General features: G+C 55.8%; 19 protein-coding genes and 1 pseudogene. 9 read left to right on the top strand and 11 right to left on the bottom strand.

What is annotated here, in order from left to right; translation table 11 throughout:
* Positions 1-123: 123 nt before the first annotated feature.
* From ACHHV8_RS32085 to ACHHV8_RS32050, 8 genes are all read right to left on the bottom strand, one after another.
* On the bottom strand, positions 124-1,881 hold the full coding sequence (locus ACHHV8_RS32085; protein ID WP_483874899.1) for an ABC transporter ATP-binding protein: 1,758 nt from the start codon (positions 1,879-1,881) through the stop codon (positions 124-126).
* A gap of 110 nt (positions 1,882-1,991) precedes the next feature.
* Positions 1,992-3,725: an ABC transporter ATP-binding protein gene (locus tag ACHHV8_RS32080; RefSeq protein WP_395163240.1), complete on the bottom strand. Its 1,734-nt coding sequence runs from the start codon at positions 3,723-3,725 to the stop codon at positions 1,992-1,994.
* 60 nt (positions 3,726-3,785) lie between these two features.
* Entirely contained in the window at positions 3,786-4,262 is a 477-nt protein-coding gene (locus ACHHV8_RS32075) for a MarR family winged helix-turn-helix transcriptional regulator (RefSeq protein WP_395163239.1), read from the bottom strand.
* Positions 4,263-4,562: 300 nt separating this feature from the next.
* On the bottom strand, positions 4,563-4,700 hold the full coding sequence (locus tag ACHHV8_RS32070; RefSeq protein WP_395163238.1) for a hypothetical protein: 138 nt from the start codon (positions 4,698-4,700) through the stop codon (positions 4,563-4,565).
* Positions 4,701-4,722: 22 nt separating this feature from the next.
* Complete coding sequence (locus ACHHV8_RS32065) at positions 4,723-6,042, bottom strand: PdaC/SigV domain-containing protein (protein ID WP_395163237.1); 1,320 nt, start codon at positions 6,040-6,042, stop codon at positions 4,723-4,725.
* On the bottom strand, positions 5,960-6,319 hold the full coding sequence (locus tag ACHHV8_RS32060) for a polysaccharide deacetylase family protein (RefSeq protein WP_395163236.1): 360 nt from the start codon (positions 6,317-6,319) through the stop codon (positions 5,960-5,962). The genes ACHHV8_RS32065 and ACHHV8_RS32060 overlap by 83 nt, the downstream gene beginning before the upstream one ends.
* A 105-nt stretch (positions 6,320-6,424) precedes the next feature.
* Positions 6,425-6,868: a DL-endopeptidase inhibitor IseA family protein gene (locus ACHHV8_RS32055; protein WP_395163235.1), complete on the bottom strand. Its 444-nt coding sequence runs from the start codon at positions 6,866-6,868 to the stop codon at positions 6,425-6,427.
* Between the two features lie 2 nt (positions 6,869-6,870).
* Complete coding sequence (locus ACHHV8_RS32050; RefSeq protein WP_395163234.1) at positions 6,871-7,182, bottom strand: copper amine oxidase N-terminal domain-containing protein; 312 nt, start codon at positions 7,180-7,182, stop codon at positions 6,871-6,873.
* Positions 7,183-7,582: 400 nt separating this feature from the next.
* Here ACHHV8_RS32050 and ACHHV8_RS32045 point away from each other — a divergent pair, with 400 nt between their 5' ends.
* Together ACHHV8_RS32045 and ACHHV8_RS32040 are read left to right on the top strand one after the other, a co-directional pair.
* Complete coding sequence (locus ACHHV8_RS32045; RefSeq protein ID WP_395163684.1) at positions 7,583-8,617, top strand: LLM class flavin-dependent oxidoreductase; 1,035 nt, start codon at positions 7,583-7,585, stop codon at positions 8,615-8,617.
* Positions 8,614-8,946, top strand: a complete 333-nt coding sequence (locus ACHHV8_RS32040; RefSeq protein WP_395163233.1) for a hypothetical protein — start codon at positions 8,614-8,616, stop codon at positions 8,944-8,946. The genes ACHHV8_RS32045 and ACHHV8_RS32040 overlap by 4 nt, the downstream gene beginning before the upstream one ends.
* Positions 8,947-9,310: 364 nt before the next feature.
* On the opposite strand, the gene argC is transcribed toward ACHHV8_RS32040, so the two are convergent.
* The 3 genes from argC to ACHHV8_RS32025 all read right to left on the bottom strand — a co-directional run bounded on the left by argC (position 9,311) and on the right by ACHHV8_RS32025 (position 10,970).
* Positions 9,311-10,165 carry an N-acetyl-gamma-glutamyl-phosphate reductase gene (gene argC, locus ACHHV8_RS32035; RefSeq protein WP_395163232.1) on the bottom strand — a complete coding sequence of 285 codons (855 nt, stop codon included), beginning with the start codon at positions 10,163-10,165 and terminating at the stop codon, positions 9,311-9,313.
* Between the two features lie 93 nt (positions 10,166-10,258).
* Positions 10,259-10,420 carry a hypothetical protein gene (locus tag ACHHV8_RS32030; RefSeq protein WP_395163231.1) on the bottom strand — a complete coding sequence of 54 codons (162 nt, stop codon included), beginning with the start codon at positions 10,418-10,420 and terminating at the stop codon, positions 10,259-10,261.
* Positions 10,380-10,970, bottom strand: coding sequence for a MerR family transcriptional regulator (locus ACHHV8_RS32025; RefSeq protein WP_395163230.1), 591 nt, complete (start codon positions 10,968-10,970; stop codon positions 10,380-10,382). The genes ACHHV8_RS32030 and ACHHV8_RS32025 overlap by 41 nt, the downstream gene beginning before the upstream one ends.
* A 260-nt stretch (positions 10,971-11,230) precedes the next feature.
* On the opposite strand from ACHHV8_RS32025, the gene ACHHV8_RS32020 reads away from it, so the two are divergent.
* The 7 genes and pseudogenes from ACHHV8_RS32020 to ACHHV8_RS31990 all read left to right on the top strand — a co-directional run bounded on the left by ACHHV8_RS32020 (position 11,231) and on the right by ACHHV8_RS31990 (position 18,883).
* Complete coding sequence (locus ACHHV8_RS32020) at positions 11,231-12,190, top strand: carbohydrate ABC transporter permease (protein ID WP_395163229.1); 960 nt, start codon at positions 11,231-11,233, stop codon at positions 12,188-12,190.
* Positions 12,187-13,033: pseudogene (locus tag ACHHV8_RS32015) on the top strand (carbohydrate ABC transporter permease). Before ACHHV8_RS32020 ends, ACHHV8_RS32015 begins: the two are co-directional and overlap by 4 nt.
* 132 nt (positions 13,034-13,165) lie before the next feature.
* Positions 13,166-14,929, top strand: coding sequence for a sensor histidine kinase (locus ACHHV8_RS32010; RefSeq protein ID WP_395163228.1), 1,764 nt, complete (start codon positions 13,166-13,168; stop codon positions 14,927-14,929).
* Complete coding sequence (locus tag ACHHV8_RS32005) at positions 14,907-16,511, top strand: response regulator (RefSeq protein WP_395163227.1); 1,605 nt, start codon at positions 14,907-14,909, stop codon at positions 16,509-16,511. Before ACHHV8_RS32010 ends, ACHHV8_RS32005 begins: the two co-directional genes overlap by 23 nt.
* Before the next feature lie 231 nt (positions 16,512-16,742).
* Complete coding sequence (locus ACHHV8_RS32000; RefSeq protein WP_395163226.1) at positions 16,743-17,177, top strand: extracellular solute-binding protein; 435 nt, start codon at positions 16,743-16,745, stop codon at positions 17,175-17,177.
* On the top strand, positions 17,059-18,054 hold the full coding sequence (locus ACHHV8_RS31995) for an ABC transporter substrate-binding protein (protein ID WP_395163683.1): 996 nt from the start codon (positions 17,059-17,061) through the stop codon (positions 18,052-18,054). Before ACHHV8_RS32000 ends, ACHHV8_RS31995 begins: the two co-directional genes overlap by 119 nt.
* 1 nt (position 18,055) lies before the next feature.
* Positions 18,056-18,883 carry a sugar phosphate isomerase/epimerase family protein gene (locus tag ACHHV8_RS31990; protein ID WP_395163225.1) on the top strand — a complete coding sequence of 276 codons (828 nt, stop codon included), beginning with the start codon at positions 18,056-18,058 and terminating at the stop codon, positions 18,881-18,883.
* The last annotated feature ends 191 nt before the right edge of the window (positions 18,884-19,074 follow it).

Raw genomic sequence — 19,074 nt, 5'->3', positions numbered from 1 at the left:
GTTACCTAATGAGTCCGAAACTGGATGCAGCCGGACAAGCCGGCAGCATAGTATGACCATAGTATTATGGTATATGGTACGAACCCTATACTCTAATAGTAAGCCTGCTGCCTTAACACAGGGTCATCCGACCCGTTTGAACTGGCTGGTGTACAGCCGGTAATAGAAGCCCTGCTCCGCAAGAAGCTCCTCATGCGTCCCCCGCTCGATAATTTCTCCCCCGTCGATGACGAGAATTTGGTCAGCCTCGCGGATGGTGCTCAGCCGGTGGGCGATCACGAAGCTGGTACGTCCCTTCATCAGCACATTCATCGCTTCCTGAATGTGCATTTCGGTTCGCGTATCGACGCTGCTCGTCGCTTCATCGAGGATAAGGATAGCCGGGTCGGCCAAGATCGCGCGGGCGATCGTGATCAGCTGCCGCTGCCCTTGGCTCAGGTTGGCGCCTTCGGCGGACAGCTGCGTGCCGTAGTCCTCCGGCAGCCTGCGGATAAACGCATCCGCATTGGCGAGCCTGGCGGCTGCCTCGATCTCGGCATCGGTCGCGTCGAGGCGGCCGTACCGGATGTTCTCGCGAATCGTATCCGAGAACAGGTAGGCGTCCTGCAGCACGATGCCAAGCTGGCTGCGCAGACTGTTCTTCTCCAGCTCTCGGACGTTCTCGCCGTCCACCGTAATTTCCCCGCTGTCGATTTCGTAGAATCGGGTCAGCAGGTTGACGATCGTCGTCTTGCCGGCTCCGGTCGGCCCGACGAGCGCGATCGTTTCCCCCGGCTTCGCGGTCAGCGTAACGTTCTTCAGCACAGGCACGCCCTGCTTGTAGCTGAAGGTGACGTCGCGGAGCCTAACCTCGCCCTTCACCTGCGTCAAAGCCTTCAGCCCCTTGTTCTCTTCGTATTCAGAGGCCGTATCGAGAATTTCGAACACGCGCTCCGCACCGGCAACGGCCGACTGGATCACATTAAACTGGTTGGCGAGCTCATTGATCGGACGCCCGAACTGCTTCGAATAATTCAGGAAGCTGACGATAATGCCGATGCTCGTTAAGCCGTTGAAGGCAAGCCAGCCTCCGACCGCGGCAATCACAGCAAAGTTGATATTATTGATAACGTTCATGGCCGGCCCGACGGTGCCGGAAAAAATTTGCGCTTTGATCCCGACCTCATTCAGCTTCCGGTTGATAACGTCGAATTCCTCGGCGGCTTTCGCTTCGCGGCGGAATACCTTGACGACCTTTTGCCCGGAGACCGTTTCTTGTATGAATCCGTTCAGCTCGCCGAGCTGCTGCTGCTGTGCGGTGAAATATTTACGTGTCCGCTTGGCGATCTGTCCCGTAAGGAACATCACCAAAGGAATCGTAATCAGGCTGACGACCGTCATCCATACGTCGAGCATCAGCATCAGCACGAGAGCGCCGACAAAGGTCAGTACGCTCGACAGAAGCTGGGTGACGCTCTGATTGAGCGTATTGGATACATTCTCAATGTCGTTCGTCGTCCGGCTCATCAGCTCTCCGTGTGTCTTACCGTCGAAGAAGGGAAGGGGCAGCAGCTGGAGCCTGGCGAACAGGTCCTTGCGAAGCTCGCGGACTGTCCGCTGGGAAACCCCGATCATGACGTAGGATTGGTACCAGGTCATAAGCGCGCCGAGCAGATACACCGCGACCAGGCTGCAGGAGAGCCAGACGAGACCGTTATAGTCCTTCGGAATAATATATTTATCGATAGCCGTGCCGATAAGATAAGGGCCTGCCAGGGAAAGCAGCGAGCTGATCGCCGTCAGAATCAGCACGTAGACCAGGCTGGCCCGCTGACGGCCCAAATAGCCCCATATGCGCCGCAGGGTAAGGGAGGTGTTCTTCGCCCTCGCCTTGGGGGCCATGCCGCGGGCGCCGGGCACCTCCCGGCCCTCCGCCCATCCCCATCTGCATGCCTATCGGCGGAATATTCCCGCCTCTCATGCCTCCGGGTTCGGCTGCTCTGGATGGTTGTTCAGCCATGAGCGACTTCCTCCTTTCCCAGCTGGGAACGATAAATGTCCTGATACACGGCGGAGTGCCGGTACAGCTCGGCATGTGTGCCCTCGGCAACGATGCGCCCCTCGTCGATGACGAGAATTTTGTCTGCATCCAATACGGACGAAATGCGCTGTGCGATAAGGAAGCAGGTGCTTGTGCGCATCAGCTCCCGCAGCGCCTGCTGGATGCGCGATTCGGTGCTGAGATCGACGGCGCTTGTGCTGTCGTCCAGAATCAGGATGGCAGGCCGCACGAGCAGCGCCCGGGCGATGGACAGGCGCTGCTTCTGCCCGCCGGACAGGTTAATGCCCCGCTGTCCCAGCCGTGTATTATAGCCGTCCGGCATCTTCATGATGAAATCGTGCGCCTGGGCGGCTTTGGCAACGGCCTCGACCTCTTCGTCGGTCGCTTCCGGCTTACCGAACCGGATATTGTCGCGGATGGAGCCGGTGAACAGGAACGACTCCTGCAGCACCATGCCGATGCATGTTCTCAGATGCTGCAAAGCCATGTCCCGCACATCCGTGCCGTCAATCTTTATATGGCCCTTCGTCGTGTCATACAGCCGGGGGATCAGATTGACCAGCGTCGATTTGCCCGATCCGGTCGCCCCCAGAATGGCGACCGTCTGTCCCGGCTCGGCCGTGAAGCTGATGTCCCGCAGCGCCAGATCCTGCTGACTCGGGTAACGGAACGAGACCTGATCGAAGGTGACGCGGCCTTGACTGATCGCCGCTTCCGATGCATGCGGACGGTCTTTAATCTCGGATTCGGTGCTCATAACCTCGTTGACGCGGTCAGCGGATACCTTAGCGCGGGAAACGTTCATCAGAATCATGCCGACCATCGAAAACGACATCAGCACCTGTGTTACGTAATTGATAAAGGCGACCAGGTCGCCGACCGGCAGCGAGCCCTCCCAGACCTGATGGCCGCCGAACCAGAGGACCGCTACGATGCTCAGGTTCAGAATGAGCATCATGATGGGCATATTGATGGCGACGACCCGGGATGCTTTCAGTGCGATGGCGGTATAATCGTTATTGGCGGTATCGAACCGCTTGTTCTCGAAACGGGCGCGGACAAAGGCTTTGACAACGCGAATGCCCGTCAAATTCTCCTGCAGCACCGTGTTCACCTGATCCAGCTTGTTCTGAACCTTAGAGAACAAGGGGAAGGCGAACCGGATCAGCAGGTACAGCACCAGAAACAGAACGGGCAGCACAACGGCCAGTACGACGGCCAGCTTCGGACTGATCGTCACGGCCATAATCAGGCTGCCGATAGCGAGAAACGGCGAGCGGATAAGAGTGCGCAGCGTCATCTGCACCATATTTTGCAGCTGCACGATGTCATTGGTCAGCCGTGTGATCAAGGAGCCGGCAGGGATATGATCCAGGTTGCGGAAGGAGAAGGACTGTACCTTGCTGAACAGATCTCTCCGCAGGTCGGTGCCGAAGCATTGGGAAGCGATGCTGGAATAGATCGTGCAGCCGATGCCGCCAAGCAGCCCGACCAGGGCGATTCCGATCATGGCGAGGCCTGTAGACTGAATGTGCTGCAAATTTCGGGTCAGCACACCGTTGTTGATGATGCTGGCCATCAGCTTCGGCTGCAGCAGGTCCATGTATACCTCCAGCAGCATGCACAGCGGAGCCAGCAGCGAGGCTTTCCAATACGGCTTCAAATAACCGCGTAGTTTCCACATGCGAGAGCTTCACCTCATTTAACGATTGTATAGTGACATTCTTGAAATAGCGCTTTCATTTCAGGGCTTCTGCCCGCGTTCCTCGAGCACGCTTTGCTCCAGGTCCTTCATATTGTCGTACATGCGCAGCAGTAGTCTGCGCATCAGCTGTTTCTCCTCCAAAGAGATGTTCTGGAAGCACTGGATCTCCAAATAGTCCATCGCTTCCTTCACTTCGTCAAGCGCCGCCCTGCCCTTGGCCGTCAAATAAGCCCGGGAAATACGCTGATCGCGGGCATCGGCGCGGCGCTCGATGTGGCCCGTCTTCTCCATCCGTTTGAGCATGACGGTCACGGTCGCAGGCGTCAGCTGCAGATGCTGCGCGATTTCCTTCTGGCTCTGCCCCTCGTGGCGGGACAAATGGAAGAGGAGCGGCGGCTGGCCCGGATAGACCTCTTGGTCCCGCAGCAGCAGATGGACGTTGCTGCGCCGAAGCTTCATCATTCGCGATAGGATGAAGGTGAGGGATTCCGATTCGTAAATATCCTGGCGTTCCATTCGTTCCTCCTTGATAATTAATTAGTCGACTAACTATTAGTGTAAAGAGCTGCCATTTATTAGTCAATAGGGAGACGTGTCAAATGTTTGGAAGGGTGTGGACACCTAAACAGGCGGGCCGCTACGCGACCCGCCCTGGATTATTGAGAAACCTGAATTTGTCGGATATTCCGATCCGGCCTCCGGCGGAAGATCCCTTTTACAGCCGCTGCCCGAAATCCGAGCGAATGCCGGCGCTGCTGAAGAACGAATCCATGCCCACAGCTGCTTTTCAGCAAATGGGATTTTTTGCGGGTGATTCTACTTCGGCGACAGGATGCTGATGATGCCGTTCTCATCCTTCACTTCCTGCTTCAAAATATTCGAAAAAAACGTAAGAGGCACATACAGCTTATCGTCATGAATGACCGGCTCCGTTCCCAGGGAAACCGGTGCCATCTTATTGACGATGTAAGCGTCCTTACCCTCCTGTACGACGGTTCGATTGAGCGCCTTTGCTCAGCTCGGCCTGCCGCTTCTCCGCATCCCATGTCAGCGTATAGCCCAGCGTATCGGCAATCACGCGCAGGGGCACCAGCTGTACCCCGGCTTCGTTCACGTAAACCGGAGCGGCTTCCGTCGTGAGGGATTGGCCGTTGACGTTAAAGCCGGAAGCAGGCACAGGGGCCGAGGCTTCCGGTGGCGTTACCGCGGCAGTACTGCCTGGCAGCGGGATACGGAATTCCGGCGTGCCGGCTGCCCCCGGTGCGACCTCATATTTGCTGAAAACGATGACGGCATCGCCATTCTCGACATAAAAGGTAGGAGAGTCGGAAATGCCCTGGAACGCATCCTTGAAGTAATCGTCCGGGTGCGCTGCAATCTGCTGCTGAATCGCTGCGTCGATCGTCTGCTTGTAGTTCTCGCCGAACAAGTCCTGCAGCGTCAGCGGCTTGGCTTCCGTACCGTCGGTGAAATTGTATGTGTCGACTACGGGCATGCCGTTGGCCCCGCCCGTATAGGTATAAGTCTGAACCTCAAGCGAGATGCGGTTTGCGTTATCCGCTCCTCCGGCCGACTTTAAGACATAGCGCACATCCAGCTCATAGGGCCGGAAGGTATAGCCGGATTGCTTGGATTGGTCGTAGTCCTTTTGCGCTTGCTGCTCCATAAGGGTCAACCCTTCCATGGCTTTACGCTCGATGCTTTCGTTCACCTGGGCCTGGTACTTCGTATCGTTCATCCCTGATAAAACAGGAATGCTCAGCGTGGCCTTCAGCAGCTCGGTCGTTTTATTTACCGTCTTGGCCGTAACGGTAACTCCGCTTGCGGCGCTTCCAGGCAGCGGGATGCGGAACTCCGGCGTACCGGCTGCGCCCGGCGCGATGTCGTATTTCTGGAATACGATCACAGCCTGCCCCTGCTCCAAATAAAAAGGCTGGGTATCCGAAATGCCTTTGAACATTTCCGGGAAATAAAACGACGGGTTCGCCTGCATCGTCTGCCGGATGGCTGCATCGATGGTCTGCTTGTAATCGGCGCCGAACAAGTCCTGCAGTGTCAGCGGCTTAGCCTCCGTACCGTCGGTAAAGTTGTACGTATCGACCCGTGGCATACCGTTCGCGCCGCCCGTATAGGTGTAGGTATCTACCTTCAAGGAGATGCGGGCCGCATTGGCCTCTCCTCCGTTCGAGGTCAGCTTGTAGGTAACGCTCAGCTCATACGGATGGTAAGGGAAGCCCTGCTGCTTGGCCTGATCGGCGCCTTCCTGCGCCTGCTTCTCCAGATTGGCGAGGTCCATCCGTCGCAAGGCGTTCGATGTTATCGTTCAGCTCGGCCTGGTAACGGGTGTCCTTCATCCCGCTTATCACGGGAATGCTGACATTCACCTTGACCAGCTCGTTCTCTTTATTTATGTTTTTCGAGGTGACGGAAAGGGTGGACAGCGGTGTCTGCTGGAGAACCGCCGATATGGGTACGGCTTGAACGGGAGCTTCCGCCGCCCAGGCCAACGGAGTCCCTCCTGCGAGTACACAGCTTGCGATTCCTAAAGTAAGCAGCGGATAAGATCGTATCATCGTATGTTCCCTCCTGGTTCGTAGTTTACTTGTTCATCATAGCGCAGGGTCTGCTGGAGAGATTTACAAAATAGTTACAGAGGCTGTTAGGATGAAATTACCCTTTTAGCGAAGTTCGTTAACAGGTACATCGAGCCGCCAGCCCTTTCCGTCGATCCGGCGGAGTGTGATATCCCGTTCTTCATAGTCCACTTCGCCTTCCCCTAAAGGAACGGAGAAATGGTACGTCTTTTGATTGTCGCCGTTCTGCACCAGCTTGACGGCAGCTTGAGTCCAATTTAACAGGCTGCCGCCGTCTGCATTTGGCTGTGCCAGCTTACCGTCGACTTCGACAAGGGAGCCGTGGGAGATCTGTGCCGCATAGTAGCCGGCGGCCTGCTCCGGAGTAAAGACCTCCTCCAGGTAGGCGATATATTTTGCCTTCGTATCCAGATCGCGTCCCATCCAACGGTAATCGTACTCACTGCCGGGAACCCGCACAGTCTGAATCGCTCCCTCCGGCACATCGCCTCCATTAGACGTATGCCAGTAATGCTGTACGCCGAGCATGGTCAGGTAAGCGGCGGTTTGAGGCTGAGTATGCCGGTTTCCTCGTCATGAAGCTGCCGGTAGGGCGCGGTTTGTACGGTGACCGTCTGTGAATTTCCATCCCATTGCACATTGGCGCCGAGCGCTTCGGCCAAGCCCCTTGCCGGAATGAGGGTCGTTCCGTCGATGATTTGCGGCGGGACCTCCGAGACGACTTCCTTGCCGTTGACCATCAGCTTCACTGCCGCCGGAGCCGCAAACGATACGGTAGAGAAAAGGGCAGAGCCGACTACGACCCCGCTGATAAAAGATTTCCAATTGATGTTTTTGCCCATGCGAAAAAACCACTCCCCATTTGGATGATATATCCAGTAACGCAAGAGGGCGGGATGATGTTGCATGTGAAATCTAAAGTTTTTTTTAGCCGAAATGGGAAGAGGGTAGCCGCTGTATGCAGCTGGGCCTATACGGCTTCGTGCTCCGGGCCGGCCAGCGTGAGCGGAATCGCGGGCTTTAGCATATGCTATCCAATTTTATGGAAAAATAGTTCATGCGGCAGGCATGCTCTAAAGGGGCTGCTGCCAGTGAAGGCAGGTCGGAACTTGATAATACGGACGTTTCTCTGTCTGTTTTGCCAATTAGCCCAGGGGTCTGCCGCGTTGTATTGCAACTTCATGTATACTACAAGATAGACGAAACATATACGTGCTCAGGCATATACAAGCTAGGAGGGGAATTAGGTTGCGGTTAAGCATATTGGATCAATCGCCGGTTTCGGTGGGCAGTACCGCGGCGGAAGCGCTGGCGAATACGGCAAAGCTGGCGCAGGAAGCGGAGAAGCTGGGATATTACCGGTTCTGGGTATCGGAGCATCATTTTACGGCGAGCTTGGCAGGGTCGAGCCCTGAGGTGCTGATCAGCCATCTGGCTGCGCGGACGACAACGCTGCGTGTCGGCTCCGGAGGGGTTATGCTGCCCCATTACAGCGCCTACAAGGTCGCGGAAAATTTCCGTCTGCTCGAGGCGCTGTATCCTGGACGCATCGATTTGGGGATCGGGCGCGCGCCGGGAGGGATGCCGCTTGCTACACAGGCGCTTCAAGAGGGGAGGGGCAGGGGGACTGACCGCTACCCGGAGCAGATAGACGACCTCGCCGCCTATCTGCACGATGCGCTGCCCGACTCGCATCCGCTTGCCGATTTGCGGGCGATGCCGCTGATCGACACGGCACCGCAGCTGTGGCTGCTCGGCTCAAGCGGCGAGAGCGCCAAGCTGGCCGCGGAGCGGGGGGCGGGCTTCGCCTTCGCCCACTTCATTAACGGCTACGGGGGCGCCGATGAGATGCGGGCGTACCGGCGTGCATTCAAGCCTTCCGCGGAGGGGGATAAGCCGCAGACGCTGGTCGCGATTCACGCGTTCTGCGGCGAGACCGGGGAGGAGGCGGAGGAGATGGCCTCCAGCCTGGATCTTACACTGCTGCTACGCGAGAAAAACCGGCAGACCGCAGGCGTGGCGACGCCGGCGATGGCGCGTAACTTCCCGTATTCGGAGTACGACCGGAGCCGGATCGAGGACAATCGGAGACGGATGATCGTCGGGACGCCGGAGCAGGTGAAGGAGCGTCTGCTTCAGCTCGCCGCTCAGTACGAGGCGGATGAGCTGATGGTTATTACGATCACCCACAGCCTGGAGGCGAAGCTGAAGTCGTACCAGCTGTTGGCGGAGGCATTTCAGCTGGATTCCCGGACGGGAAGCGGGGGCGGCCTATGACGTCGAGGAAGGAGGCGCTCGCGGAGCGTCTGCGGGAAACGATTGCCGTCTGCAGCCGGGATGAAGATTTGCCCTTCTGGGGGGAGGTCTTCGTGCTGCTGCATGAGATGAAGAAGGTGCCTGCGGGCGAGATGCCTCTGTATGAGCTGGAGCCCGCGGGGGAGGTTGTGTATGACCGGCAGCGGCGCAGCTTCATTGTCCGGGTCCCGGATATGGATATTGTGATGAAGGATGCGGAGCTGGCGGATGCCATCGTCAAAAAGGGGCTCTTTCGCCCTTGCTCCGGCATCTCGCCTGGGCGGCAGGGAGCGGAGGGCAGCCGAGGATAGGAAGCGGGTTACATATAACGTACCGTACAAGGGAAGTTGCTCCAGGCTGGCGGAAGGGGCTCACCCGGCCCGCAGTTTGTTATACTGCGGGGTCACGCCGCTTCGGATTCATAGAACTACAATAAAAGAAAAAGAAGCTTCCGGCGGCCGCTTGCATCGTGCCTTCGGAAGCTTTTCGTGTGATCAGACTGCTTTACATATCGGGTGCTTCCGCGATATGGACCCCCCACTGCCGCACCCGCTTAACCGCTGCAATGCATCGGACTTGCCATCTGCAGCCCTTGACCTTCATCGCGCCCCAGCAGGAGATTCATATTCTGGATAGCTGCTCCGGCAGCGCCTTTGCCCAAATTATCGTACCGCGTCAGCAGCTGGATATGCTCTCCCTGACCGAACACAAACAGCTCGACGGTGTTCGTATCCTGACAGGCCCCAGATTGAAATGGCCCTGGTCGAGCTCAGCCTCGGCCTGGTAAGGCATGACCTTGACGAAAGGCTCGTGCGCATAGTAGGCCGCCAGCAGCTCATGCACTTCGCGTGCCTGGACCGGTTTGTGGAGCCATCTTGGCGCTAACGGCAACGACATCGCGAGTCCCTGATAGAAATCGGATACGACCGGTGTGAACTGGGGGGCGTAATCCAGCCCTGCATACATCTGCATTTCCGGCGTATGCTTATGGGCCTGCGTCAGCGCATAATGGCGCGGGATATGCAGCGGCGAGCCGGGTACGCGCGGCGCTTCGTATAAGGCGATCAGCTTTTTGCCCCCGCCGCTGTATCCGGTTATAGAGAAGCAGGCTACCGGGTAGTCGCGGGGAACGATGCCCGCCGCTACGAGCGGATGCAGGCTCAGAATGAACCCCGTTGCATGGCAGCCGGGGACCGACACCCGGCTTGACTCCCGGATGGCTTCCCTCTGGGCGGGCTTCAGCTCCGGCAGCCCGTATGCCCAGGCCGGGTCCGTACGGAACGCGGTGCTCGCGTTAATGATTTGGGTCCGTGGGTTTTCAATCAGCGAGACGGACTCCCGCGCGGCCTCGTCCGGCAGACAAAGAAACACGACGTCGGCTGCATTCAGCAGAAGACGGCGTGTCTCGGGATCTTTGCGCTGCTCCGGAGGAATCTGCAGAACCTCGATGTCGGAGAGGCGGGATAAGTAATCATAGATTTTCAGGCCGGTGGTTCCATCTTGCCCGTCGACAAATACTTTGTACGTCATATGCGGCACTCCTCATTCCATGAATATATCCTAAGAGAAGCAGCAAGGATATGTGTCTATATTTATACAATAAAATGAATAAAAATACAATATCTAATGTATTTCCTGCTCTTCGTTCATCCCCTGCCAATCCAGCTCGACCCAGTCCAGCTCGTCCCGTACCCGGTCGGCGAAATATTTGTTCACGTAATTTTTTATGAACAGCTCCCTTAGCTCACGGTTCTCCTCCTTGCGGAATAAGCCTACCCTGCGCATCCGTTCGGAGGCCGGCTTGTTCGGACCACAGGCGAAGGGCCGTCTGCTCCAGCTGAATTTCAATCCGCTTGCGTGTAATTACATCGGCGAGACGCTGCTTGCGCAGCTCCTGGCCTGGAGGGTACAAGGGAAGAGGAGCTGTCTCTGCCGGCGGCTGATGCCACTGCTCAAACATCCGTTCCAGTTCCTTGAGCTGGGCTGCGGCTACCTCTTCGAACGCTGACCGCATCTCCGAAACGAGCTGATTCTTGATCACGTCAAACTGCGGGGTCTGCAGCTGGGGAGGCAGGTCGTACCCGCTTGGAAAAGGACGCAGCTCGAAATGCTCCGGCAGCTGGCCGAAGATGCCCTCCAGCGACCAGCCCTTCTCCCGCCATTCATAAATATATTGAGCGATCTGCAGATCTAGCTCGTCATACACCTTTTCGTGACCGGCCCGGTTAATGTAGTGGATCCGGCGTTCCTCCAGCTGTTTGAACCATCCGTCGACCGTATTGTGATGCTTGCCGATGATCTTGGAAAATTCCCGGATCTGCCAAAAGCTTTCCATACAAGCAACTCCTTCCAGAATAGTGTAGGAAAACAAAAAACACGGTGCGATTTGCCGTTTTTCTCTCTATATATTAGTTCGGCTTTAGGCGTTGTCGAATCCTTCATAGAAAAATAGGAGGTTTTAGAAACAACTGTCGTCTTAGGGCGGGTTTGTGTTCGATTTTGGTGAAGATGTGTTCAATCCCCTCATTTTCGCTGCGGGCCTCCGCTTTTATACTGAAGGTACAAGTCATTCTTCTAAGAAAAGGTGGACCCGTTATGAGCACACAACCGACTACCCTCACCCGGAAGCAGGTTCAGAAAAGGAGCGCCGCTTTCACGCTGAAAGGCCGCTGGGAGTCGCCCTGGGCCGGCTACTTATTCATTTCCCCTTGGCTGCTTGGTTTTCTTCTGCTGACACTGTGGCCGATGATCCGGTCCGTTTATTATTCGTTTACCAAGTTTACGCTGCTGGATACTCCCGAATGGGTGGGCATGCGCAACTATGAGCGTATTTTTACCGATGACGATATGTTCCGCACTTCGCTCTATGTAACGCTGCTGTTCGTCGTTCTGTCCGTCCCTCTGAAGCTGTTAAGCGCGCTGCTGGTTGCCATGCTGCTTAATAAGAAGATCAAAGGCATCTCCGTCTACCGGACGCTGATTTACCTGCCTTCACTGATCGGAAGCAGCATTGCGGTGGCGGTATTGTGGAAAAATATTTTCGGGATCGACGGCTTTATCAATAAATTTCTAAGCGTGTTCGGCGTGAAGGGAATCAGCTGGATCAGCAGTCCCGGGACGGCGTTAGGGACATTAATTTTGCTGGTGGCTTGGCAGTTCGGCTCCTCCATGGTTATTTTCCTGGCGGGACTCAAGCAAATTCCAACGGAGCTGTATGAAGCTTCTTCCGTAGACGGCGCTTCGAAGCTCAGACAATTTTTCAGCATCACGCTGCCTATGCTTTCTCCGGTGCTGCTCTTTAACCTGGTGCTGCAAACGATCGGCTCGTTCCAGATGTTCACCCAGGCGTTCATTATTACAAAAGGCGGACCGGTGAATTCGACCTATATGTATGCGCTTTACCTGTACGACCGGGCGTTTGCCCGCTATGACATGGGCTATGCCTCCGCTTTGGCCTGGATTCTGCTTATTATTATCGCATTGGCGACGGCGCTGATCTTCGCGTCATCCCGTTACTGGGTGTTCTACGAAACAGAAGGAGGCAGAAAAAAATGAATACAACAATGCGCCGTTCTATCGGCTCCCATATTTTCCTTACCGTATTCAGTGTCATCATGGTCTATCCGATTCTGTGGTGGGTCGGCGCCGCCTTTAAATCCAATGACGAGATGAGCTCGCCGAGCCTGTTTCCGACCAACTGGCTGTGGAGCAACTTCACCGACGGATGGTATGCGCTGCCGAAATATTCGTTCACGCATTTCTATATCAACACGTTCGAGCTGATTCTGGGCGTTCTGATCACCTCCGTGCTCTCCTGCAGCATCGTCGCTTTCGGCTTCGCGCGTCTCGATTTTCCGCTCAAAAGCTTCTGGTTTTCCATTCTGATGGTGACGCTGATGCTGCCGAGCCAAGTGACGATGGTTCCCCAGTACATTATGTTCAACGCATTCGGATGGGTTAATTCGTATTTACCGTTCTATGTACCGCACGCACTGGCGGGCGGCATCGGCGGACCGTTCTTTATTTTTCTGCTCATTCAGTTTATCCGGGCAATTCCTAAGCGACCTGGACGAATCGGCCAAAATGGACGGCTGCAGCTGGTTCGGCATTTACTGGCGCATCATTATGCCTTTGACCAAGCCTGCGCTCGTTACGGTTGCCATCTACTGCTTCCTGTGGAACTGGGACGATTTCTTCGGCCACCTGCTGTATATCAACTCAGTGGATAAATATACCGTTGGGCTGGCGCTGAAATTGTTCGTGGACAGCCAATCCGCACTGCCTTGGGGTCAGCTGCTGGCCATGTCTCTCGTATCGGTCATTCCTTCGCTCATTATCTTCTTCATGGCTCAGCGCCATTTTGTGGACGGCATTGCCTCCGGTGCGGTGAAAGGGTAAAATCATAGACGTTATAGCGAAAAAGCTGCGATTTTATGCAGCTTTTTTGCAGTTTCGAGATCTATAGGACCGAGATATCGTCCGGCACAGGCGAGAACCCCGGTTTCTTCAGCCTAAGGAAGGGGAGCTTCCATGAACTTATTTAAAAATGTCCGGATCGACCGCTTGTTTTTTAGCAGCTTCGCCGCATGTATCGCTTTACTGCTGCTTGTGTTCACCTGGGTCAGCTACAGCATCACCTCCCGGGAGCTGGCGGACAATACGTCATACTACCAGCAGGATCTGCTCAGCGAGCTGAACAAGCAGCTGGATATTCAGCTCAGGTCGATTGAGCAAATGTCGCTTGCGGCTTCCAGGAATATGACCACGATCGGCTACGATCCCTCGGAGAAGGATCCCTTTGAACGGCTGAAGCGCAGGGAAGACATGCTTCGGATGCTGTCGAGTATCACCTACAGCACGACGATGGTCCAGTCGATTTACTTGTATCTGGACAATCCGTCACTGACTGATGCGCAGGCGCCGGTTCAAATACTCGATATGCAGCACGTCCGGGAGGAGAAGTGGTACCCGGAAATTCAGCAGAACGACTTTACCTGGATCGGCGAGCATACGCTGCCCACCAATACGGGACCGCAGCAATTTGTCAGCTTCGCCCGAAAGCTGTATAACAACTCCGATAAATATTACGGTCTGCTGATGCTGAATGTGAAGGCTTCGGCTATCGAAGGCCTCGTTCGCGGAGAGAATGACGGTAAGGACCGGAACCGGCTGCTGCTGGATGCGGGAGGGAAGACGATCGCCAGGATCGGCAATCCTGCGCTTAGCGACAAAGAGCTGGAGCTGATCCGCAGCAAAGAGGAGAAATCGAACTACATTCATTTGTCTGCAGATCACAGGGAGGAGTCTCTGTTAGTATGGAGCAAAGCGCGCTCCGACTGGATGCTGGTAGAGCTGACACCTTGGAAGAACATCGTGCAGGGCAGCGTCCGCCTGGCCTACATCCTGGTGTCGGTTGGCTTGGCGGCTATTTTCGTAGCTTCGTTCTTCACGCTGTTCCTGTCGCGGCAGTTTACGAGGCCGATTCGCCTGCTGCTCTCCATCATGGGGCGGGTTCCGGCAAGGAATGCGATGACCGATCTCCCGACGGACTACAAGAACGAGTTCGGGAGCTTGTTTAGCGGCTACCGCAGACAAATGGAGCGGATCGAGGAGCTGCTTCAATCGCTGCAGGCCCAGCATAAACGCCAGCGGGAGGCCGAAATTTTGGCGCTTCAGGCGATGATCAATCCGCATTTTCTATATAACACGCTGGATCAGCTGAACTGGATCGCGATTGATTCGGGACAGGCGAAGATTAGTAAAATCGTGTCGCTGATGGGCAAAATGTTCCGTATCGGCCTATCGAACGGCGAGACGGTTATCCCGATCCGCGACGAGCTGATGCATGTCGACTATTATTTGCAAATTCAGCATATCCGCTGGGGAGAACGGCTCGTGTACTCGATCGAAGCCGATGAGGAACTGCAGGAGCTGTATATTCCCCGGCTTACGATCCAGCCGTTTGTAGAGAACGCGTTTATTCACGGTTTCCACGGAAGACGAACGGGCGAAGTCCATGTGACCGTCCGCCGCCGCGGCCCGGATATCGAGATTGCCGTGACCGACAACGGCGTAGGATTGAAGCAGGGCTGGGATCTGCCCAAGCCGCGCAAAACGGGCGGCTATGGGATAAGGAATGTCATCGACCGGATGGACGCTTATTTCGGACAGCCGTACGGAGTACAGCTTCGCAGCAGAGAAGGCGGAGGGACGGAGGCGGTTGTGCTGCTGCCGGCGATTCACAATAAACTCGAGGTGGGGGAGAAGCTTCATGTGGAGAGTGCTTATTATTGACGACGACTTCCAAGTGCTGGAAGGAATGAAGAAGTCGATTCCATGGGAGCGGCTGGAGGCGGAATGGGTCGGCGAGGCGATGGACGGGGAGGAAGGGCTTAGGGTAATCCGGGAAACGAGTCCGGATATCGTTATAACGGATATTTATATGCCGGTCATGAACGGCCTGGAAATGATCGAGCAGCTGAAGCAGGACGGATTTCAAGGAGAAATCGTCATTTTGAGCGGATATTCCGACTTTCAATACGCCCGTCAAGCGTTGAGGCTTCAGGTGAGCGATTATTTATCCAAGCCCGTCACGATGGAGGAGCTTGGAGAGGTGCTCGAGCGGGTAATCCGGGAGCTGGAGACGAAAGAACTGGAGAAGCTGGAGCAGGAGCAGACCCGGAACCGGCTGATGATGTATGAGCCGTTTGTGCAGAAGGAATGGCTGAAATCGGTGGTCACCGGAACCTTGGATCGGACGATGGCGGAAGCCCACCTGCTGGGACCTGCGGACAGCATCTGGCTTAAGCATAAGCATCTGGTCATGGGAATCGAGCTGACGGGAACGGACGGTGTCTCGAACCTGACGCTGACGGATTGGAGCTTGTTCCGGTTTGCGCTTGCTAACATCATCTGTGAGGTACTGGAGGAAGATTGGCCTGCTTCGGAATTTATCGAGCTGCACAGCCATCATGCGGCTATCGTATTTCATATTCCGATAGATCAGCCGGATAAGGAAGCGGCCGCTTCGATCAGGCGGATAGGAGAGCGAATCGCGGAATGTACCCGGACCTACCTCAAGCTGAGCATGCGGACCGGTCTCGGCGGGGTGACGGCAGACTGGAAGGAGCTGTCCGATTCGACGGAACAGGCCTTCCTCGATTTGCTGCAGCAAACGCTGGCGGAGGAGCCTGCGGGCAGGGGGCTGGAGGCGGCCGAGTCTCCTTTTCAAATCCGGCCGATCAAGTTTTATCAGGAGCTCGCCGAGGCGATCGTCTATGCGAAGGAAGAGGCGACGCTTCAGATTGTCGGCGATTATTTGGAGCAGCTTCGCCGCATGCCTTCGGTGACGCCGGCCTATCTGCAGTACTTATGCTCGGAGCTGTGGACGATTCTCGCCTATTCCTTGTACAGCACGGGGATCGTGCTGGACGACTTATTTCCGGATCAGCCGGTCAGCCAGCAGATTGCCAAGGTGCATACGGTAGAAGAGCTGGGGGCGTGGCTCGAGCACAAAATTCACGGCATTGCCTCGCACCGCGGGTGGAACGAGCATTCGAAGCATAAGGAAGCGATCGATTTCATGATTCATTACGCGCATGAGCACTATGCGGAGGAAATCGGCTTGGAGGACTTGTCCAAGCAGCTGTACTTGTCCCGCAATTACTTGAACCGGATGTTCAAGAAGGCGACGGGCGAAACGTTCACGAACTATTTGATCCGCGTCCGGATGGAGAAGGCCAAGGCGCTGCTTGCGGAAGGGAAGCATATGATCTATGAAATTGCCGAGAAGGTCGGCTATAAAAATGTAGCTTATTTCAGTTCGATTTTCAAAAAGCATTACGGATCGAATCCGAGCGAGCTGGGCAAAAAGTAGATTGTGCCCGATTGTGGTATAAATGTGTTCATTACTCTTATTTTTCTTACGGCAGCCCATTTATATAATAGAGTCAGAAGTCCGGAGAAGGATTGGAGGGAGCGGCGGGTTCGCCGCCGTTCCCGGTGAAACGTAAGCGTTTGCTTGCGCTGCTGCTTGACCGGTATTCCGGGAGCAACCAGCATCCCCGGATTTTCATCAACACGGAGTTGAATACGGAAGGGGTAAAGAATGATGAACAAGCAGATAAAAAGATGGGGTTTATTATCGGTTACGGCACTTACCGCGGTAAGCCTGGCGGCTTGCGGAGCGGCTCCCAAAGCGGAGAGCGGAAGCGCAGCCGGCGGTGCGGCTGCAGGCTCGGCGGATAAGCCGGTTAAGCTGCGGATCGTCTGGTGGGGCTCGCAGGCGAGACACGACGCTACGTTAAAGGCGCTGGACGCCTATACGAAGAAGCACCCGAACGTTACGTTCGAGCCGGAGTTTTCCGGATTCGACGGCTATGCGGATAAGCTTGCGACGCAGGCGGCAGCGAAGAACGCTCCGGATATTATTCAGATCGAACCCGGCCTGGCTGTCCGAATACAGCGGCAGAAACCAGCTGGCCGATCTTTCGCAGGGCATCAACACAGCCGATATCGACAAATCGCTGGTAGACTCGGGTAAATATAAAGATAAGCTGTACGCGATTCCGCTCGGCAATAACGCGACGGGAATGGTGTTCAACAAGAACGCGGTCGACAAGCTGGGCATTACGCCGCCGGCGAACGGCTGGACATGGAGCCAATACTTCCAATTCGGCCGTGACGCGAAGGCGAAGCTGGAGAAGGATAAATACGCGCTGATGGATGCGACGAACGATTACACGGTGTATTCCTCCTACCAAATCAGTCAGGGCAAAGGCTATCCGGTCACAGAGGACGGCAAATTCAACATCGATAAAGCTACGTATGTAGCGTTTGCAAACAAGTACGCCGACCTGCGTAAAGAGGGCGTCGTGCCTCCACCGGATATCGCAACGACCGATAAGGAATCGGATGCGAAAATGGACTTGATGAACAACGATACCGTGTTGATGAAGCGCAGCTTTGCGGCGCTGTTCCCGGGCTATGACGGCGTGAAGCCAGGCGCGTACACGCTGGTAACGCAGCCGAAAGGCGTGCAGTCGAGCGGCTTCCTGAAGCCGTCGATGTTCTGGTCGGTCAGCGCAGATTCCAAAAATATCGAAGCCTCGAAGCAGTTTATCGACTGGTTCATCAACGATACGGAAGCGGCGGATATTTTGACGACGACCCGCGGTGTGCCCGTATCCAAGAAAGTGCTGGATTACTTGACGCCGAAGCTGACCGCTGCGGACAAGCTGCAGATCGAGCTGATCAAGAACGTGGCGCCTGATGCGCAGCCGTTCAATCCGGGAGCTAAAGGCTGGAGCAACTACACGTCCAAGGACTTCAAGGATATCGGCGAAAAAATCATGTTCGGCAAGCTCACGCCGGAAGCGGCGTATGACGAACTCGTGAAGAAAGCGAAGGATTATCAATAAGATGATTACATTAACCGGCTTTGCAGATGAAATTTCTCCTGATTTGGAAGTGCAGCTCGACGTGCTCGCTTCCGTCGGCATCTCCCATCTCGAGCTCCGCGGCGTATGGGGCAAGAACGTCCTTCAGCTGACGGACGAGGAAGCGGCTGCGGTCAAGGCGCGGCTCGGGGAACGCGGCTTCCGCGTCTCCTCGATCGGTTCCCCGATCGGAAAAATCAACATTACCGATGCGTTCGAGCCGCATCTGAACGACTTCCGCCGGGCTATCGCGCTGGCCAAGCTGTTCGAGGCGCCGTATATCCGGATCTTCTCCTTCTTTATTCCGGAAGGAGAGGATCCAGCAGGCTACCGCGAGGAAGTGCTCAGCCGCATGATGCAGCTGGCCCGGCTGGCGGAGCAGGAGGATGTCGTTCTGCTTCACGAGAACGAGAAGGAGATTTACGGCGATAACGGAGAGCGCTGCCTGGAGATTCTTCAGGCGTGCGATTCGCCGAACCTGAGGGGAGCGTTCGACCCGGCCAACTTCGTTCAATGCGGTGTGCGGCCGATGTCGGAGGCGTATCCGCTGGTTTCCCCATTCATCGAATACATCCATATCAAGGATGCATTGATGGAGAGCGGCAAGGTCGTTCCGGCAGGCGAGGGCGACGGAGAGCTGAGGGAGCTGATCGGCACGCTGAAGCAGCGGGGCTATGCCGGGTTCATGTCGCTGGAGCCGCACCTGTCGGCGGCCGAGACGTTCCAAGGGTTCAGCGGTCCGGAGCTGTTCGTCGCAGCGGTTGACGCCTTGAAAAAGCTGCTGGCGGAAGCGGATATCGAATGGAATTAAGGTAATACCCAAATGAAAGAGCTGTTTTCCTTGAGGCCTTGAGGAGGACAGCTCTTTCATTTGGCAGCGGGGTCCAGGCCGGCCGCCGCGCTGCGCGGTAACGCACGCTGGGGGAGGCTCATGTTCGTTGTTTGGATTTCAACGGTTTTGTCCGCGGTTGTATAAGTAAAAGAGAACGGCGCCTAGCGGAA

The organism is Paenibacillus sp. TAB_01 (assembly GCF_043945595.1).
Taxonomy (GTDB): Bacteria; Bacillota; Bacilli; order Paenibacillales; family NBRC-103111; genus Paenibacillus_S.
Note: the sequence above shows the minus strand (reverse complement) of the source record. Positions and strands in the feature narration are given on the sequence as shown.

What these genes read in the sequence shown, in the direction of transcription:
- ACHHV8_RS32055 (WP_395163235.1), bottom strand. Translation starts at nt 6,868, where the DNA reads ATGCTCGGCGTACAGCATTACTGGCATACGTCTAATGGAGGCGATGTG.
- ACHHV8_RS32065 (WP_395163237.1), bottom strand. Translation starts at nt 6,042, where the DNA reads ATGGACCTCGCCAATCTGGAGAAGCAGGCGCAGGAAGGCGCCGATCAG.
- ACHHV8_RS32000 (WP_395163226.1), top strand. Translation starts at nt 16,743, where the DNA reads ATGATGAACAAGCAGATAAAAAGATGGGGTTTATTATCGGTTACGGCA.
- ACHHV8_RS32075 (WP_395163239.1), bottom strand. Translation starts at nt 4,262, where the DNA reads ATGGAACGCCAGGATATTTACGAATCGGAATCCCTCACCTTCATCCTA.
- ACHHV8_RS32070 (WP_395163238.1), bottom strand. Translation starts at nt 4,700, where the DNA reads ATGGCACCGGTTTCCCTGGGAACGGAGCCGGTCATTCATGACGATAAG.
- ACHHV8_RS32010 (WP_395163228.1), top strand. Translation starts at nt 13,166, where the DNA reads ATGAACTTATTTAAAAATGTCCGGATCGACCGCTTGTTTTTTAGCAGC.
- argC (WP_395163232.1), bottom strand. Translation starts at nt 10,165, where the DNA reads ATGACGTACAAAGTATTTGTCGACGGGCAAGATGGAACCACCGGCCTG.
- ACHHV8_RS32050 (WP_395163234.1), bottom strand. Translation starts at nt 7,182, where the DNA reads ATGGGCAAAAACATCAATTGGAAATCTTTTATCAGCGGGGTCGTAGTC.
- ACHHV8_RS32005 (WP_395163227.1), top strand. Translation starts at nt 14,907, where the DNA reads ATGTGGAGAGTGCTTATTATTGACGACGACTTCCAAGTGCTGGAAGGA.
- ACHHV8_RS32030 (WP_395163231.1), bottom strand. Translation starts at nt 10,420, where the DNA reads ATGCGCAGGGTAGGCTTATTCCGCAAGGAGGAGAACCGTGAGCTAAGG.
- ACHHV8_RS32040 (WP_395163233.1), top strand. Translation starts at nt 8,614, where the DNA reads ATGACGTCGAGGAAGGAGGCGCTCGCGGAGCGTCTGCGGGAAACGATT.
- ACHHV8_RS31990 (WP_395163225.1), top strand. Translation starts at nt 18,056, where the DNA reads ATGATTACATTAACCGGCTTTGCAGATGAAATTTCTCCTGATTTGGAA.
- ACHHV8_RS32080 (WP_395163240.1), bottom strand. Translation starts at nt 3,725, where the DNA reads ATGTGGAAACTACGCGGTTATTTGAAGCCGTATTGGAAAGCCTCGCTG.
- ACHHV8_RS32020 (WP_395163229.1), top strand. Translation starts at nt 11,231, where the DNA reads ATGAGCACACAACCGACTACCCTCACCCGGAAGCAGGTTCAGAAAAGG.
- ACHHV8_RS32025 (WP_395163230.1), bottom strand. Translation starts at nt 10,970, where the DNA reads ATGGAAAGCTTTTGGCAGATCCGGGAATTTTCCAAGATCATCGGCAAG.
- ACHHV8_RS32085 (WP_483874899.1), bottom strand. Translation starts at nt 1,881, where the DNA reads ATGGCCCCCAAGGCGAGGGCGAAGAACACCTCCCTTACCCTGCGGCGC.
- ACHHV8_RS32060 (WP_395163236.1), bottom strand. Translation starts at nt 6,319, where the DNA reads ATGATACGATCTTATCCGCTGCTTACTTTAGGAATCGCAAGCTGTGTA.